This window comes from Aquirufa sp. ROCK-SH2, assembly GCF_054558315.1.
The window spans coordinates 305,752-322,608 of sequence record NZ_JBPXKB010000001.1 but is presented as its reverse complement, the minus strand read 5'-3'; the positions used below and the strand labels follow the sequence as shown (position 1 = coordinate 322,608).

The following is a 16,857-nucleotide window of genomic DNA, read 5'->3' as shown; positions in this document are numbered from 1 at the left end:
AATTTTTTACAATTATTTTCATATATTTAGGTTCTTAATTGAACCTATTTTTATATGTATCAACGATTACCTAAAACGTTCCTTACTGGCATCGTTTTTTTGTTCATTTATGCATCCCATTGTCAAGGTCAGAGCACCCTTGAATCTTGGCTTACCACACCGAAAAACAATCAAAAATTAGTAAAACAATCCAATCTGTTTTTTAAAAACAAATCAAAAGATCATTTAGAGATCATAGAAATACTACCCAACCAAAGCTTTCAGAAAATAGATGGTTTTGGGTACACATTAACAGGAGGTAGTGCTTCTTTGATTTATCAATTACCTATTAAAGAAAGAAAAAAACTTTTATTGGAATTATTTGGAAATGGTTCAAATTCCATCGGAATATCCGTTTTACGCATTGGGATTGGTGCTACCGACTTAGACTCGATGGTTTATTCTTACAATGACCTAAGCCATAAAAAAGAAGATTTAAACTTAGAAAATTTCAGCATTGAAATGGAAAAACGGGATAAGATTCCTTTGTTAAAAGAAATTTTACAGATAAATCCCCAATTGAAAATCATAGCCACTCCATGGAGTCCACCAGTTTGGATGAAAGACAATGCTTCTTCTAAAGGTGGTCAATTAAAAGTCCAATATTATGCTGTCTATGCAAAATATTTGGCCAAATATATTCATTCGATGCAAAAAGAAGGCATTCCAATTTTTGCAATAACTCCTCAAAATGAACCCTTAAATCCAGATAATAATCCTAGCCTATATTTTCCTTCTGAACAACAAAATGAATTTATCAAGCATCATCTTGGCCCCATTTTTCAGAAAAACCACATAAAAACAAAAATTCTATTATTTGATCATAATTGCGATCATCCGGAATATGCCATAGATATATTAAACGACCCCATTACTCGAAAATTTGTAGCTGGTTCTGCATTTCATTTGTATGCAGGAGACATTCAGGCGTTGTCTAAAGTTAAAAAAGCGCATCCTGAAAAAGATGTTTATTTTACGGAACAATGGACTGGCATCAAGGGAAATTTTGAAGGGGATTTTATGTGGCATTTGAAAAATGTGGTAATTGGAGGCTTAAATAATGAGGCTAAAACAGTTTTAGAATGGAATTTAGCCAATGATTCATCTTTTGGCCCACATACACCTGGTGGATGTACGGAATGTTTGGGGGCTTTGACTATCTCTAATCAGATTCAAAAAAACGTGGCATATTATATCCTTGCTCAAATTTCCAAATTTGTTCCTTCGGGTGCTAAAAGAATTGGATTACATCTTCCAACGGGAATTTCTGGAGTAGCCTTCGCAAGAAAAGATCATAAAAAGGTATTGCTTTTGTTAAATGAATACGATACTGAAAAGCGATACCAAATAAAAGTTAACAAGCAATTTGTCGAAATAAACATTCCTGCTAAATCAGCAATCACCTATTTAATCCATTGATTATGAACAATTTTAACATTAATCGACGAAATTTTTTAAAAGGAGCTACTTCCATTTTGGCATTGAGTCAATTCGGTGCTTATGGACTAGATTTAATTCACCCAAACAAACCTCTCAAAGTGGCTTTGATCGGTACAGGTTGGTATGGAAAAAGTGATTTATTTCGACTCATGCAAGTGGCTCCGGTAGATGTTATCGCGATTTGTGATGTAGATAAAAATCAATTAAATGAAGCAGCAAAGCTCATTTCTGAACGAACTAAATCCAATAAAATTCCTCGTCTTTATAGCAATTATCAAAAACTATTGGCTGAAAATGAATTGGATATTGTATTGATTGGTAGTCCAGATCATTGGCACCCGCTACAAATGATTGACTCTGTCAAAGCAGGAGCCAACGTTTATGTGCAAAAACCGATTTCAGTGGACGTTTTGGAAGGAGAGGCGATGGTGGCTGTAGCAAGAAAATATGGAAAAACGGTTCAAGTCGGTACACAACGAAGAAGTACGCCACATTTGGTAGAAGCAAAAAATAACATCATAGATAAAGGCCTATTAGGTAAGGTGGCTCATGTGGAAATGTATTGTTATTACCACATGAAAAATAATAGTAATCCGCCTTTACAGGCAATTCCAGATCATTTCGATTATGAAATGTGGACAGGACCGGCACCCATGCGCCCTTTTGACGGATTACCACATACTTCTTGGTGGAGAGCCTTTATGGAATACGGAAATGGCATTATGGGAGATATGTGCGTGCACATGTTTGATCAAGCTCGCTGGATGCTAGGACTCGGCTGGCCAAAGAAAATAAGTTCAGAAGGGGGTATTTACGTTCAAAAAGGAGGTAAATCAAATATTGCAGATACCCAAACTGCTGTTTTTGAATACGACGGTTTGAATTGTGTATGGCAACATAGAACCTGGGGAAGTTCAGTCGACAAAGATTATCCTTGGGGATTAACCATTTACGGAGAATTAGGGACTTTGAAAATGAGTCCGATGAGTTACGATTTCATCCCTCAAGGTAAAGGTGAAAAAATCCATCAAGATTGTGTTTTCGAAAGAGAAAAATATCCAGAAGACGTGACGGAGAAAAGAATTGAAATTCACGCTGCTCCAGCTACGAGAGCCCATTTCTTGAATTTTTTAGCGGCAATTGATCAAAAATCAAAACCTATAGCAGACATCTCTGAGGCTCATATTTCAACGGCTAGTTGTATCATGGCCAATTTATCGATGAAATTAGGAAGACCATTAATGTATGATCCCGTATTAAAAATAATACCAAATGATCCTGAAGCTACTCAATTACTCGCAAGAGAATATAGAGGGCCTTGGAATAGAAAAATGTTACTCTAAACGAATTAAACAATGAAAAAATTCTTATTGATTATTGGGTGCATCATTGCACAATTTTCAGCTCAAGCGGATGTTCAACTACCTGCAATCATTGGTGATCACATGGTTTTGCAACAAAAAAGTAAAGTAAAATTGTGGGGATGGACAACTACACCCAGCGAAACTGTACAAGTTAAGGTTTCTTGGGATACAACTCATTACAAAGCCATAGCGAAATATGGTCATTGGGTCTTGGAAGTAAATACACCTGCAGCTTCTGAAAATCAGAGCATTAGTATTTCTGGATCTAAAAACACCATTCAAATTTCCGATGTATTGATTGGTGAAGTTTGGGTATTTTCTGGACAAAGCAATATGGAATGGGGAGGTGATCAAAATTTGCAAGAATCTTTGGATGAAATGCCAAATGCAACAAACAAAAGTATTCGTTTCTTTTACATTCCAAAGGCGACTGCTGATTATCCACAAGAAGATGTTAGAGCTAAATGGGTTGTTTGTAATCCTGAAGCCATGAAATCTTTTTCTGCCATTGGATATTTCTTTGGTAAAAAACTCAATGAGAAATTAGGAGTTCCCATGGGTTTAATTAATTCCAATTGGGGAGGAACTCCAGCAGAAGTTTGGGTTCCACAAGATCGAGTATTGAATAACCCTACTTTGGTAAACGCTGCTAAAAAATTACAAACTTTTGAATGGTGGTCTAGTCGTGCAGGAGATAATTACAATGCCATGATTGCACCTATTTTGAATTATCAAATTGCAGGAGTTTTATGGTACCAAGGAGAAAGTAATGTGGGTCAATATTCGACTTACACAGAATTAATGAATGAACTTATTCTTTCTTGGAGAGCGGGTTTCAAGAAAAACTTTCCTTTTTACTTTGCGCAAATTGCGCCCTATAATAATTATCCAAGCAATTTAGGTGCGAAACTTCGTGAAGCTCAAACCAAAAATTTGGCACTTGAAAACACCGCCATGGTTGTTTTAACGGATTTAGTTCCAGACGTTAGCAATATACATCCTACTCAAAAAATCGAAGTAGCGAACCGATTTGCCAATTTAGCTTTGGTTAAAAATTATGGTCAAGATGCAGGCCCCATTTTTTACCCTAAATATGATCGCTTAAAAATTGAAAATAATAAAATCAGAATTTATTTCAAAGAATTAGGCGGTAAGTTAGTTACCAAAGATGGCGCTGAACCTAGTCATTTAATGATTGCTGGAGAGGATCAGAAATTCTATCCTGCCAAAGGGAAAATTGACGGAAATACATTGGTAGTTTCTTCGGATGAAGTACCCAATCCTGTAGCCGTAAGATATGCCTTTAATAATACCGATATTCCTAATTTATTTACCAAAGAAGGTTTACCTGTTAATTTATTCAGAACCGATAATTGGGAAAACTAAATCCATAAATTCAATTTACTAATGAAATATACGCTTCTAATTCTTCTATTTTGTTTAAATTTTCGTTCAACATTTGCCCAGCAAAAAAGCAGTTCTCAGTTATATGAGGACTTAAAAGCAATACAAGTTTTGGGTACCGTTTTGCACGTAGCTGCGCATCCAGATGATGAAAGTACCAATGTCTTGACTTGGTTTGCGAGGGATCAACATTGGGAAACCAATTATTTTTCCTGTACAAGGGGAGATGGAGGACAAAATCTCATTGGAGATGAGCAAGGGATTGCTTTGGGCTTGATAAGAACACAAGAATTATTAGCAGCAAGAAGATTGGATGGTGCGCATCAATATTTTTCACAGGCAATAGATTTCGGCTTTTCTAAATCGACCGATGAAGCCTTAAAGATTTGGAATAAAGAGTTGATTTTATCCAATTTAGTCTATGTCATTAGAAAAACGAGGCCTGATATACTATTCACTCGTTTTCCTCCAGATTCAAGAGCAGGGCATGGCCAACACTCTGCCTCCACAGTTTTAGCAATAGAGGCATTTAAAGCAGCGGCAGATCCAAATCGTTTTCCAGAACAATTAAAAAATGGGATTACCGTTTGGCAAGCCAAACGATTATTATGGAATACCTTTCGTTTCCCAGGTTCAGCCAATTCCACTATTTCGGAAGATCAATTTAAATTTGATATAGGAAATTTTATTCCTGCCTTGGGGCAAAGTACGGGTGAATTGGCCGCTTTGAGCAGAAGTCAGCATAAAAGTCAAGGTTTTGGCTTTGCTATTGACCGAGGAAAAACAACAGAATATTTTGTCACTTTGGCAGGGGATAGCCCGAAAAGAAGTATCGATGATGGAATTAATACCTCCTGGGCTAGGATTGAAAATGGACAAAGCATTCAAGAGGATTTAGACAACGTGATACAACGTTTCAATATGGATCAGCCATATTTAAGCATTGAAGCGATGGTGAATTTGAAAAAGAAGATCCAAGGAATTTCAGATACATTTTGGAAGAAGAAAAAATTGGAAGAAATCAATCAATGGATTGTTCAAGCGTCTGGTATTTCTTTTAGCTCAACAACCGATAAAGGTATGATAGCTAAATCTGACACCTTTAAAGTGAAACATGAATTCATCGTTCGAACGCCTGTAAAAATTGAAAATTTAACTATAAAAACGGGTGGAATAGATACGACTATTCGAACTAAAATAGAGCCTTACAAAAAAATCAATTGGATAAAAAACATCCAAGTTGGCAACAAAATAAGTCAAGCATATTGGTTAGAAAAAAGTCGAGAAAAGGGTCATTTTGGAAATGAAAATCCAGAAAAAATCGGTCAGGCAGACGTTGATCCTGCATTAATGAGTCGTGCGACCTTTCGTATCTTGGGAGAAGAATTTCATTTGGAAAAAGCTGTTCAAGAATTGATTATTGACCCTGTAAAAGGAGAATTGAATCAACCTATTGCGATTACCCCAAAAACTACATTCAGTATTATTCCCAACATTTTACTTTTCCCCACTGGATCTAAAGCTAAAAAAACGTCGCAAATTGTCATTACTGCTTTGAGCAATTTAGCTCCTGGAAAAATTCATGTTGTAACGAATGAAAATAAGGAAATTAGTGTTTTTGATCTAACTAATAGTATCAAAAAAGGCGACCGCATATCTATCCCTATTTCCTTTTCAGAATCAGAATTAACTTCTTTAGGAAAAACAACTTTGAATTTTCAACTTCAATTTGAAACAAAAAATGGGCAATGGATAGATTCCTTAGAGCTTCAAAAAATTGCTTATGATCATATTCCAACGCAACGCTATTATAACAAAGTGAATTTGGAAATACTCCACATTGATTTCAAGAAACAAGGAAAATTGATTGGATATATCAAGGGGGCAGGTGATCGTGTGCCAGAAGCATTAACTCAAATGGGTTATGATGTAAAAATGCTTGCTGAATCAGATTTAACATTTGAAAATCTAAAAAAATACGATGCCGTTGTAACTGGAATTAGGGCCTATAACACCTTGGATTATCTTTCTAATGCATATACAGATTTAATGAAATACATTGAAAATGGGGGTAATTACGTGGTCCAATACAATACGGCAAGTTTTTTAGGGCCTATGAATGCTGAAATGGCTCCCTATCCTTTAAAAGTAGGAAGAACCCGAATAACGGACGAAACAGCAAAACCTGAATTTTTATTACCTCAACATGCTGTTTTCAATCAGCCCAATAAAATCAATTTTGATGATTTCAGTGAATGGGTGCAGGAAAGAAGCATATACAATGGTGTTTCAGATGATTCAAGAGTGGAATTTCCATTAGGGTTTACAGACCCAAAAGAATCCTTGGATAAAGGGAATATTGCTTTGATTAATTATGGAAAAGGTCGCTTCATTTATACAGGATTGGTCTTTTTTAGAGAATTACCTGCCTCTGTACCAGGAGCTTGGCGATTATTTTCAAATCTGATTTCGAATCCAAATAGTAAATAAAAAAATGAAATTAAGCATCTTATTTGTTGGCCTTTTATGCAGTGTGGTATTTTTAGGATTTTCTCAAAATGTACAAATTCCCAAAATCAATACGCAGCAAATTACAATTGCTAGGGATACTTTTGGTATACCACATATTTTTGCCCCTACAGATCCAGAGGTAGCTTATGGTTTGGCTTGGGCACATTCCGAAGATGATTTTAAAACCATTCAAACCTTAATCCTTACCGGTAAAGGAAAATTGGGTACCTATTTAGGAAAAAAAGGGGCACCTATTGATTTTGTTTTTGGATTATTGAATACCCGAAAAGTCGTAGATGAGCAAATTAAATCGATGCATCCGAACTTTTTGCAACTTTTACAAGGTTATTTGAAAGGATTAGAAGCCTATGCCAAAGCGCATCCCAAAGAGGTCTTAAATAAACATGTATTCCCCATACAAATTGAGGATTATATAGCAACGACCATGTTTTCAGTTGCTGTATTTTGTGGTGTAGATCGAACCTTGCCCAAAATTTTGAACGGAAGTATTCCATCCTTGGAAAATTTAAAAGGAGAGGGTAGTAATGCTTTCGCCATCAAATCTTCTAAATCAGCCACTGGAGAACCGATGTTAGTCATTAATGCCCACCAGCCGATAGAAGGTGCAACTGCTTTTTATGAGGCACATCTGCAATCAGAAGAAGGATGGAATATTTTAGGAGGATTATTTCCTGGCGGACCATTAATTTTTCATGGGGTAACTCCCAATTTGGCATGGGCTCACACGGTAAATATGCAAGATAAAATCGATGTATATCAGTTAGAAACCGACAAAAACCACCCAAATCAATATAAAGTTGATGGCGAATGGTTGAATTTAGAGAAAAGAAAAATTAAGCTTCAAATCAAAGGTATTCCTTTTCCAATTTCCAAAATGGCTTATGTTTCTATCTATGGTCCTACGGTCAAGAGTCCTAATGGAACTTATTTTTCCTTGCGCTTACCTTCATTAATGGATGCTGGAGCGCTTCAACAATGGTATGCCATGAATCGATCCACTAACTTGAAAGAATTCCAAACGGCTTTGGAACAAAATCACTTGGCTATGTTTAATATCATGTATGCAGACAAAGAGGATAACATCTTTTATGTATCAAATGGAAAAATGCCATATCGAAATCCAGATCCTAAATACCATTGGAATAGCACACTTCCTGGAAATACCAAAGCGACACTTTGGACAAAATTTAAACCTTTCAATGAATTACCTCAACAGTTGAATCCCAAAGCTGGATATTTATTCAATACGAATCATTCTCCTTTTATGGCAACTTCTGAAAATGAGAACTTAAATCCAGCCAATTTTGACAAAAATGATGGTTATGAGACTTATCACAATAACCGAAGTAGACGGGCGAAAGATTTAATCGATAAATACGATAAAATAAGTTGGGAAGATTTAAAACGAATTAAATTTGATCAAACCTTACCAGAAAAAATATTGTTTCCTTATGGAATAAACGCTGATTCCCTATTCTTAGTCAATGAAAATGACTATCCACAATTAAGTTCTATCATCAAAGAATTAAAAAATTGGAATCACACCGCCTCCGCAGAAAGCAAAGGAGCATTGATTTACAATTTGGCCTATTATTATATTCCAAAAACCTTTGGCAATGAAAAAGGAAGCTTTTTGACAATTCAACAAGCGGTTCAAACGTATCAATATATCCATGATTTTTTACTAAAAAATTATGGAAGAACAGATTTAGTCTTAGGAGATTTTCAACGTTTGGTAAGAGGAAATGAAAATTGGCCACAAGGAGGGATGCCGGATGTATTAGCGGCAGTAATGTCTGATCAAATGGATGAAAAACACCGTAAAATGATTTCAGGTGATGCTTACATTGGATTTATTCGATTCCCTAAAGGAGGCGGCTTACCGATTATTGAAACGGTGAATACATTTGGTGCAAGTTCACATCCTGAATCGCAACATTTTGCGGACCAAAGGTCATTGTATCAGGCTCAAAAAACAAAAAAAATGACCTTAGATAAAAACGAAATTATTCAAACAGCCGAGAAGGTATATAACCCAGAATGATATGAATCGTAGAAATTTTACTCAAAAATCTTTATTAGGCTTAGGTTCAATGTTATTGTTACCCAAAAACACTCATTTTTTTGGCAAAGTTGAAGAACCAACGCTTTGCCGAGGTAAATACTTTACGGAAGTTCAAGGAAAAAACTTTTTAAAAGAACATTTACCAAAAAATTTAGGCAATTGGAAAACGAGAAGGGAACTCATTAAAGCTCAAATAAAAAAAGGCTTAGAATTAGAAAATATCACTTCAAAACCTGCTCCCAAAGCAGTTATTCATTCCAAAAAAATCATGAATGGATATTCTGTGGAGAACGTTTATTTTGAGAGCTTGCCTGGCATTTATGTCAGTGGAAATTTATATCAACCATTAAACCTGGCTACACCAACTGCTGGTATATTATGTCCACATGGGCATGATTCTGCGAAGGAGGGAAGAAAAAGAGAACAAACACAAATTAGATGTGCCAATCTAGCCCGTATGGGAGCTGTTGTATTTGCTTGGGATATGATTGGTTATGGAGATTCCAAACAAGCGAGTCATGATCTGAAGAAATCGTTAAAATTGCAGGTTATCAATGGCATAAGATCGATTGACTTTCTAATGAGTCTAAACAATGTCGATAAAAACAGAATTGGCATCACCGGGGAATCAGGTGGGGGCACGCAATGTTTTTTATTGACCGCATTGGATGATAGAATTAAAGTTTCAGCACCGGTAGTAATGATTTCATCCTTCTTTTTTGGAGGATGTAATTGTGAAAGCGGAATGCCTATTCACAAAAATGGAAGTTTTCAAACCAACAATGTTGAAATTGCGGCCTTGATGGCCCCAAAACCAATGTTAATGGTATCTGATGGAGATGATTGGACCAAATACACTCCAGAGAGCGAATTTCCATTTATGCAGCATATTTATCAGTTATATGGACAAACATCCCAAGTTGAAAACGTTCACTTGGCATTAGAAAAACATGATTATGGGCCAAGCAAACGCAAAGCGATGTATCCATTTATGGCAAAGCATTTACAATTAAATATCCGTTTGATTCAAAATGGCAAAAATGAAATCGACGAATCAAATGCCAAGGTGTTATCAGCTGAGGAATTAAATGTATATAATTCCGAATATCCATTACCCAAAAATGCATTAATTGGCGATGCGGCTATTGATCAAATTTTAATGTAGGGACGCACGGCCGTGCGTCTCTACTGGACCATTCGTCGATACACGGCCATTACCTAACCACCTATAACACCATGGAAAAATTTAAAAACAAATACCGAATTTCGTCCCATCGAAAATCAAATTGGAATTATTCAAATGATGGATTTTATTTCTTGACATTGGTTACCCAAAACCGTGTTTGTAATTTGGGTACCATTAAAAATCATGAAATGGAATTATCCGAATTTGGCAAAATAGTTGAAAATGAATGGTTTAAATCATTGAAAATCCGAAATGAATTGTTTTTGCATGAATTCATTATTACGCCCAATCATTTACATACCATCGTAGAAATTGATGCGGATTTTCATAAAAATGATCACAATAATTTAATTTTTAATTCACACGTAGAGACGCACGGCCGTGCGTCTCTAAAAATCACAAATAATTCGGAAAAAACATTCGAAAATGATGATTCCAATATACAGACGCACGGCCGTGCGTCTCTACCATTCAATCAAAATAATTGGAATTTATTACAAATAAAACCCAACCAACCTATTCGATTACCCAAATCCATTTCGTCCTTCATTGCTGGATTTAAATCGGCAATTAATTCAAAAATTGATGATTATATAGATTTGAATCATTTAAACATCCCAAAATTTAATCGACATAATCATTTTTTTCAATCCAACTATCACGATCATCTTATTCGTAACCACGATGAATTTTTACGAATACAAAATTACATCATCGAAAATCCGAAAAATTGGGGTAAAGAAAGATGGAATTAATTGATTGTTGGAAAAAGCCATGGATGTAAACAAAAAAACCACCATGAAGGTGGTTTTCTGTGATCCCGCTGGGATTCGAACCCAGGACCCATACATTAAAAGTGTATTGCTCTACCAACTGAGCTACGGAATCAAAAGAATATAAGATAAAAAAAAACCACCTCTTTTAGGTGGTTTTGTGTGATCCCGCTGGGATTCGAACCCAGGACCCATACATTAAAAGTGTATTGCTCTACCAACTGAGCTACGGAATCATCAAGCTTGCGCTTGTATATAAAATGGTTCACTCTGGAACCGAAGGGAAGTTTGGCCACTGGCTAACTTCAACTTGCAAAAGAGTAACTTTTTTCCCTTATTGCGGTGCAAAACTAAGACAGTTTTTTGAAATATGCAAGCAAGTCATCTAAATAAAATTATATTTTTCATCTTTTTTTCCTTGGGAACATTACAACAAGCTAATTCCCAAATAGATAGAAATCAACTCGCTTTGGCAGATTCTTTATTTAATTCCAATCATTTATTGGAAGCTGAAAAAATCTACCAACCCCTTTTATCAAATAATCCCAAAGAATCGGAAAATATCAAATTGAAACTAGCCTATATTTCAAAAGTAAAAAACGATTGGATTAAAGAACTATATTATTTAGCAAGCTTACAAGCAAAAGAAGCTAAACATTCCATCGCCAAAAGAATGGAAGAAATTGGTAATAATCACCAACTTATAGGCTATCAAATAAACTGGTCTAATCAACTCTATTGGAGCTATTTTAAGGTATTTCCTTATTTAATGATCATTCTCATTCTTTTCGCCATTTATGTGGCAGCAATCCTTATTCACAAAAAAAGACAACAAATTAAAATCAAGGCCTTCCACCTTATTTCCTTTAATTTATACCTACTTTTTTTAATCGCTTTTATTAATTTCCCCAATTACCTCAATTTTGGAATGGTCATGAATGACAAGACTTACATGAGAGAATTCGCTTCATCCGTTTCCCCAGTTAAAAAAATATTAAAAAAAGGAAGTCTAATTACTTATTGGGGAAAAACAGATATTTGGGAAAGATGCTATTTCGAAGGCGAATTTGGTTTTATTAAATCAGAAAATTATTTGAAAATTAACTAAGAAAAGAGAAGAGAGTTGATGTATGATGTATGATGTATGAGGTAAGAGTTTTTTTCTCTCAAACTTCGTGAACTTGGCGTTTAAAACTTGATGTTAACACAAAGGCACGGTGTTATTTTAAAACATTAAGCCATTAAGAATCATTAAGATTTTTCTATCGTCTAAAATCATTCATCTCGTAGGGATGATAATTATTGTAGCCATGGATTTTAATCCGTGGAAGATAGAATTCAGAAAGAAAAGGTAAAAGGTAAAAGGTAAAAGGTAAGAGGTAAAAGGTAAAAGGTAAGAGGTAAAAGGTAAAAGGTAAGAGGTAAAAGGTAAAAGGTAAAAGGTAAGAGGTAAAAGGTAAAAGGTAAAAGGTAAGAGGTAAGAGGTAAGAGGTTTTTTCTCTCAAACTTCGTGAACTTGGTGTTTAAAACTTGGTGTTTAAAACTTGATGTTAACGCAAAGGCACGGAAAGAATTCAGAATTAAGAAAGAAAAGATGTTAGAGGTATTAATTCTTGATTATTATTTCAATTTATAACTGAAAAATCCATAAATTTCACGAAAAATCTATAAACCGTGAAAAACATCCTCCAAGAAGCTATTGAAAAAGAAGCTTTATTAGCTACAAGGCGACATTTTTTGTCAACCTTGGGTACTGGATTAGGATCTTTGGCTATAGGTTCCACACTTTGGAATTGTTCTTCCAAAGAAACTCAACAAAACAATACGCTTAAACTACCCCCTCAATTCGGAAAAGCAAAATCTGTCATTTTTCTACACATGGCAGGAGCTCCTTCACAATTAGAATTATTCGATTATAAGCCTATTTTGGCCAAATTTGATGGTAAAGAATGCCCTAAGGAATTAATAGAAGGAAAAAAGTTTGCCTTCATACGGGGAATACCCAATTTATTAGGCCCAAAGGCTAATTTCGCACAATATGGAAATGCGGGACATTGGTTCTCTGACCATATACCGCATATTGCCACACAATCCGATAAAATTTCCTTCTTAAAAGGAATGTATACCGACCAGTTTAATCACGCTCCAGCGCAATTGCTGATGCATACTGGCTCAGCCCGCTTAGGAAGACCTTCCATGGGTTCTTGGATTAGTTACGGACTAGGTTCTGAAAATGAAAATTTACCTGCTTATGTGGTACTAGCTTCTGGTGGTAAAAATCCAGATGCCGGCAAATCAGCTTGGGGAAGTGGTTTTTTACCTTCTGTTTACCAAGGTGTTCAATGTAGGTCCGAAGGTGAGCCCGTTTTATTTATTAAAAATCCAGATGGCGTAAATTCCGATATAAGAAAAGCAAGCATTAATGCTATTAACGAACTTAACGAAGCCACACATCAAGAATTTGGAGACCCTGAAACCATTGCAAGAATTGCCCAATACGAAATGGCTTTTAAAATGCAAACTTCTGTCCCTGAAGTCATGAATATCAATAATGAACCCGCCTACATCCATGAATTATATGGAACAAAACCCGGAGAAGAAGCATTTGCTAATAATTGCCTCCTCGCCAGAAAATTAGTAGAAGAAGGAGTTCGTTTTGTTCAATTATTCGATTGGGGCTGGGATACCCATGGAAATGTGAAAGATGGGTCAGTCGATTGGGGATTACGTCAAAAATGCTTACAAACCGATCAAGCCGTTGCTGCACTTTTAATCGACCTTGAACAAAGAGGCTTATTGGATCAGACTTTGGTTGTTTGGGGTGGAGAATTTGGTAGAACGCCTATGCAAGAGAACAGAGAAGGCAAAAAACAGGCCTATTTCGGAAGAGACCACCATACCGATGCGTTTTCCATGTGGTTAGCAGGCGGCGGAATTAAACAAGGATTTTCATTGGGAGAAACAGATGATCTAGGATATTCAACCATTCAAGGAAAAACATCTATTTACGACCTGCAAGCTACGATTTTACATTGCCTCGGATTCAATCATGAAGAATTTACCTATCCTTTTCAAGGACGTAATTTTCGATTAACCGACGTATTTGGAAAAGTAATTCAACCGATTCTAGCATGAAATTGAACTATTTCCTACTTTTTATTTTGGCCTTCTTTTTATTCAATTGTTCAATAAATGAAAAATCGGAGGATTTTATCGACTATAATACACAAGTTAAACCCATACTGAATAAAAATTGTATTGCCTGCCACGGTGGTGTCAAAAAACAAGGAGGATTTAGCTTGTTATTTGAAGAAGAAGCCAAAGGTTTAACTAAATCGGGACATCGAGCAATTATACCAAGATTTCCTGAAAAATCCAGCTTTATACAACGCCTGCAAAGTAAGGATCCCGAAGAAAAAATGCCTTACCAAAGGCAGGCTTTGAATAAAAATGAAATAGACATATTAACTCAATGGGTAAGGGAGGGGGCAAAATGGGGAACTCATTGGGCTTATCAAAAATTGGAAAAGCCAAAAGTGCCTAAAGGATCGATTTGGTCCCAATTCTTGGATTTTATTGGATTAGACAATGCATGGGAGTCTAATGATTTAGATTATTTTGTTTCAAATGAACATAAACAACAAGGATTATCTCATTCAGACAAAGCGACAAAATCAGAACTTTTGCGAAGACTCTATCTAGATTTGATCGGAATTTCACCTACGAAAAAAGAATACGAGAAATTTGAAAATGATCAAAATAAAAATGCCTATGAAAAACAAGTAGATCGACTACTTGTAAATCCACAATTTGGTGAAAAATGGGCCTCTATGTGGATGGATCTAGCAAGATATGCAGACACCAAGGGTTACGAAAAAGATGATGCGAGAACAATATGGAAATACAGAGATTACGTCATTCAATCATTCAATGAAAATAAGCCCTATGATCTTTTCATCAAAGAACAGTTAGCTGGCGACCTATTTCCAAATCCCAAAGAGTCAGATTACATCGCTACAGCCTTCCATCGTAATACGGCTAATAATGATGAAGGTGGTACAGATGATGAAGAATTTAGAACAGCAGCCATTTTAGATCGCGTTAATACCACATGGGAAGTATTACAAGGTACAAGTTTCAATTGCGTACAATGTCATTCACATCCTTATGATCCTATTAAGCACGAAGAATATTACCAGTATATGGCTCTTTTCAATAATACCAGAGATGAAGATATACCCGATGATTCTCCCAATTTTCGACATTATAAAGCAACAGATATAGGAAAGTTAGATAGCATAAAAAATTATCTAAAAAGTCAACCTTTGCAAGTTCAAAAAGAATGGCTAACTATGATTCAGTTCGTAGAACCTAAAATTCATCCCCATTGGGCCGATCAACATATCAATGCAGCATTGGCAGATAACAAATACCTAGCTGCCAGAAATAGAGGATCCGTGCGTTTTAAGGCTGTTCCGATGAACGGCAAAACAAATTTATTGATTGCCTGTAAAAACAATGGTCCTGCACCCACTTATTTAACTATCCGAAAAAATACCAAACAAGGTGAAATTATTTCAAAAATTAAATTAGATACCACTTTGCAAGAAAAATATGCGGGTCCAAAAGGTTATTGGGTAAAAGGCTGGGCTTACGTATTTTTCAAAATCCCAGCAATTCAAGGAAAACAAGATCTAATTTGGGAATTTTCAAATTCAAAAACAGAAGCAGATCAAAATACTTGTACCATTGGTTTTTGGGCATTAATGCCTGAAATTCCCAATAATTTAAAATCAAGTGATTTTAACCTATTAAGTACAAAACTGATTCAAAGTCAGCCAGAATCAAGCACTCCCATCATTTTAGAAAATCCTAAAGACTTTACTAGAGAAACTCGAATTTTTGAAAGAGGCTCTTGGTTAAATCCAGGCAAAGTGGTGAAAAGGGGAGTACCCGCCATTTTTAATCAAAAAAACATTAATGATCGACTTGCTTTGGCCAATTGGATGGGAGGAAAAGAAAATCCATTAACTTCCAGAGTAGCAGTAAACAGATTTTGGGAACAATTATTTGGCACAGGTATTGCTGAAACTTTGGAAGATTTAGGAAGTCAAGGTTTAGCACCCAGTAATCAAGCACTATTGGATCATTTGGCCTATAAATTCCAATTTGAATTCAACTATCAACCAAAAGAACTCATAAAATACATCGTCATGTCTTCTACCTACCAGCAAACCTCTAAACGAACTGGAAAAGAATCAGACAAAGACCCATTTAATCGTTATCTCAGCAGAGGGCCAAGAATCAGATTAAATCCAGAGCAATTAAGAGATCAAGCCTTGGCTTGGGCAGGGATTTTATCTCAAAAAATGGGTGGTCCAAGTGTTATGCCAGAACAACCAGATGGGATATGGAATGCCCCATACAGCGGAATGCAATGGAAAAAGAGCAATGGAGAAGACCAGTGGCGCAGATCTTTGTACACCTATTGGAGAAGAAGCAGTCCTTATCCAACCATGGTTGCATTCGATGCGGGTACCAGAGACCTTTGTTTATCTCGACGAATTAGAACAAATACTCCTTTACAAGCATTAAATGCCCTCAACGATCCTGTCTTCATGGAGGCTGCACAATTTTTTGCGAGAAAATTCCCCCTGGATTTCAATGAGAACTTTATCAAAAAGTCTTATTTTGAAATGTTTGGCACAGAAATATCTTCCCAAAAATCCAAAATTTTAATGGACTATTATACCAAAACAAAAGCATATTATGCCAGTAACATGACAGCAAGTAAGCAATTTTTAAAATGGTGTCCAGATAACATTTACCCAAAAAACGCTTCAGATTTAATTACTAAAACATTGGTTAGCAATGTTTTATTTAATTTAGATGAGAGTGTGGTGAAATGAGGTAAAAGATAAAAGGTAAAAGGTAAAAGGTAAAAGGTAAAAGGTAAAAGGTAAAAGGTAAAAGGTAAAAGGTAAAAGGTAAAAGGTAAAAGGTAAAAGGTAAAAGGTAAAAGGTAAAAGGTAAAAGGTAAAAGGTAAAAGACCG

10 protein-coding genes and 2 tRNA genes are annotated in these 16,857 nt (G+C 35.7%); 10 read left to right on the top strand and 2 right to left on the bottom strand.

The genetic code is table 11. The features are described from left to right. Positions 1-54: 54 nt before the first annotated feature. The 7 genes from V7S79_RS01385 to V7S79_RS01355 all read left to right on the top strand — a co-directional run bounded on the left by V7S79_RS01385 (position 55) and on the right by V7S79_RS01355 (position 10,785). On the top strand, positions 55-1,458 hold the full coding sequence (locus V7S79_RS01385) for a glycoside hydrolase family 30 protein (RefSeq protein WP_459488715.1): 1,404 nt from the start codon (positions 55-57) through the stop codon (positions 1,456-1,458). Between the two features lie 2 nt (positions 1,459-1,460). Next, a complete protein-coding gene (locus tag V7S79_RS01380) occupies positions 1,461-2,822 on the top strand; it encodes a Gfo/Idh/MocA family protein (RefSeq protein WP_459488713.1) in 1,362 nt (453 codons plus the stop codon). Between the two features lie 12 nt (positions 2,823-2,834). Beyond that, entirely contained in the window at positions 2,835-4,229 is a 1,395-nt protein-coding gene (locus V7S79_RS01375) for a sialate O-acetylesterase (protein ID WP_459488711.1), read from the top strand. Positions 4,230-4,250: 21 nt separating this feature from the next. Beyond that, positions 4,251-6,737: a PIG-L family deacetylase gene (locus V7S79_RS01370; protein ID WP_459488710.1), complete on the top strand. Its 2,487-nt coding sequence runs from the start codon at positions 4,251-4,253 to the stop codon at positions 6,735-6,737. Between the two features lie 4 nt (positions 6,738-6,741). Continuing rightward, positions 6,742-8,823: a penicillin acylase family protein gene (locus V7S79_RS01365; protein ID WP_459488708.1), complete on the top strand. Its 2,082-nt coding sequence runs from the start codon at positions 6,742-6,744 to the stop codon at positions 8,821-8,823. A 1-nt stretch (position 8,824) separates the two neighbouring features. Beyond that, on the top strand, positions 8,825-10,009 hold the full coding sequence (locus tag V7S79_RS01360; protein ID WP_459488707.1) for an alpha/beta hydrolase family protein: 1,185 nt from the start codon (positions 8,825-8,827) through the stop codon (positions 10,007-10,009). A gap of 71 nt (positions 10,010-10,080) precedes the next feature. Further along, positions 10,081-10,785, top strand: coding sequence for a transposase (locus V7S79_RS01355; protein ID WP_459488706.1), 705 nt, complete (start codon positions 10,081-10,083; stop codon positions 10,783-10,785). 60 nt (positions 10,786-10,845) lie between these two features. Here V7S79_RS01355 and V7S79_RS01350 read toward each other — a convergent pair. Both V7S79_RS01350 and V7S79_RS01345 read right to left on the bottom strand, forming a co-directional pair. Beyond that, a tRNA-Lys gene (locus V7S79_RS01350) sits at positions 10,846-10,918 on the bottom strand. Between the two features lie 48 nt (positions 10,919-10,966). Next, positions 10,967-11,039: transfer RNA gene (locus tag V7S79_RS01345), tRNA-Lys, on the bottom strand. Positions 11,040-11,173: 134 nt separating this feature from the next. Here V7S79_RS01345 and V7S79_RS01340 point away from each other — a divergent pair. From V7S79_RS01340 to V7S79_RS01330, 3 genes are all read left to right on the top strand, one after another. Next, positions 11,174-11,911, top strand: a complete 738-nt coding sequence (locus V7S79_RS01340; protein WP_459488705.1) for a hypothetical protein — start codon at positions 11,174-11,176, stop codon at positions 11,909-11,911. Between the two features lie 566 nt (positions 11,912-12,477). Further along, positions 12,478-13,938 carry a DUF1501 domain-containing protein gene (locus tag V7S79_RS01335; protein ID WP_459488704.1) on the top strand — a complete coding sequence of 487 codons (1,461 nt, stop codon included), beginning with the start codon at positions 12,478-12,480 and terminating at the stop codon, positions 13,936-13,938. Further along, positions 13,935-16,712, top strand: a complete 2,778-nt coding sequence (locus V7S79_RS01330) for a PSD1 and planctomycete cytochrome C domain-containing protein (protein WP_459488703.1) — start codon at positions 13,935-13,937, stop codon at positions 16,710-16,712. The genes V7S79_RS01335 and V7S79_RS01330 overlap by 4 nt, the downstream gene beginning before the upstream one ends. The last annotated feature ends 145 nt before the right edge of the window (positions 16,713-16,857 follow it).

Excerpts from the sequence above, each read along its gene's own strand:
- V7S79_RS01370 (WP_459488710.1), top strand. The coding sequence starts at position 4,251 with ATGAAATATACGCTTCTAATTCTTCTATTTTGTTTAAATTTTCGTTCA.
- V7S79_RS01380 (WP_459488713.1), top strand. The coding sequence starts at position 1,461 with ATGAACAATTTTAACATTAATCGACGAAATTTTTTAAAAGGAGCTACT.
- V7S79_RS01365 (WP_459488708.1), top strand. The coding sequence starts at position 6,742 with ATGAAATTAAGCATCTTATTTGTTGGCCTTTTATGCAGTGTGGTATTT.
- V7S79_RS01355 (WP_459488706.1), top strand. The coding sequence starts at position 10,081 with ATGGAAAAATTTAAAAACAAATACCGAATTTCGTCCCATCGAAAATCA.
- V7S79_RS01330 (WP_459488703.1), top strand. The coding sequence starts at position 13,935 with ATGAAATTGAACTATTTCCTACTTTTTATTTTGGCCTTCTTTTTATTC.
- V7S79_RS01385 (WP_459488715.1), top strand. The coding sequence starts at position 55 with ATGTATCAACGATTACCTAAAACGTTCCTTACTGGCATCGTTTTTTTG.
- V7S79_RS01375 (WP_459488711.1), top strand. The coding sequence starts at position 2,835 with ATGAAAAAATTCTTATTGATTATTGGGTGCATCATTGCACAATTTTCA.
- V7S79_RS01360 (WP_459488707.1), top strand. The coding sequence starts at position 8,825 with ATGAATCGTAGAAATTTTACTCAAAAATCTTTATTAGGCTTAGGTTCA.
- V7S79_RS01340 (WP_459488705.1), top strand. The coding sequence starts at position 11,174 with ATGCAAGCAAGTCATCTAAATAAAATTATATTTTTCATCTTTTTTTCC.